The sequence below is a fragment of the Microcoleus sp. N9_A2 genome (genome assembly GCF_036701775.1).
Classification (GTDB): Bacteria; Cyanobacteriota; Cyanobacteriia; order Cyanobacteriales; family Microcoleaceae; genus Microcoleus.
On sequence record NZ_JAUBRH010000158.1, the window covers coordinates 1 to 1235 of the forward strand.

The window sequence follows — 1235 nt, forward strand, 5'->3', positions numbered from 1 at the left end:
TGTACCCAACATAACGCTCGCTCGGCAGTGATTAACTTGAATTGCGGAGCATCATCACAACAGAGGGTTTGTACGACTGGGCAATCTGTTTGCTGATGATAGAAAGCAATAGCTGCTGCTTCCCTAATCCGGGTAACTTGTTGAGCGCCCAGTTTTGGTACATACTTATTGAGTAGGTGATTAAACTGTGCCTCACTCAACACAGTTCCTTGGGGTAATAGCTTGAGAGCATTCTGCCATTTAGTCGGGATTTTGAAGTCCCCAATTAGTGAGAATGTCAGCGGATTCAGCATGAATTTTAGTTCTCGTCCGGGCTGTAATCCTTTGAGTACCGTCAGCCTATCTTTATTAGCTGTTGTGAAGTAGACTGTATATAAAGGGTTGCAGATGATATTGGTGGTATGGTTGACTCCACCTACACGCGCGCCAGTTTGGTCGAAGTGTTGCCAAGGGCTACTTGCTAGTCCTGAATTATAAACTTCTTGTTTCTCGGTTTCAAAACCCGAGTGGTTTTTGATTAACAGGTTGGATAAATAACCCGCTGATCTAGAAATACCTAGAGCTGCTAAAAACTCCAGTAGTTTGCCTTGCGTCATATTGCCACCATAGTACAAACTGATGATTAAGGCTTTGATTCCTGGTCCAAATTCTCCTTCGTAGCCCCTTGGTAATTCTGCTACATAAGTTTTTCCGACTGAGGGTGAATAATATTTCTGTTTGCGGAATAATATGTTGTCGGTTGCCAAGCTGATATCTTGGATGATTACTTGTTCGTATCCTTTAAATTCTGCATCTGCTGGCAGTTGGTCTGGGGGATATTCTAGTATTTCTTCTCGATCTATTTTAATCGTGGCGTTCTTACTGCCTTTGCTGTGCTTTTTTGGCGTTTTTCGTTCTTTCTCTGAAGAGTGCTGGCTTTTGAATCCTTTGGACTTGGCTTTGATGTCTGGTTTTCCTTGCTCTCCCTTCAATCGGTTGTTTTCATCTTTTAACCGTTGATTCTCTGACTCCAAGTCTTTGACTTTTAATTGTAATTGTTCTATGAGGTTCAGTAAAAGCTCTACTGTATGACGCATGGATTCGTCTGCAATCCCTGGGGGGTCGATGGTTTGCAGTATCTTGAAGGATGACTTGTCTGGTGAAATAATCTTTTGCGTCATGTGTCCTATTTTATGACACTTTGTGCACTCTGCTTACTTTTTTTTCTGTGCTACCCCTACTTATTGAGCCGATAC

1 protein-coding gene is annotated in these 1235 nt (G+C 42.3%); it reads right to left on the minus strand.

What is annotated here, in order from left to right:
* On the minus strand, nucleotides 1-1160 hold a 1160-nt coding region (locus QUA44_RS30525; protein WP_333310113.1), incomplete at its 3' end, for a hypothetical protein.
* Between the last annotated feature and the right edge of the window lie 75 nt (nucleotides 1161-1235).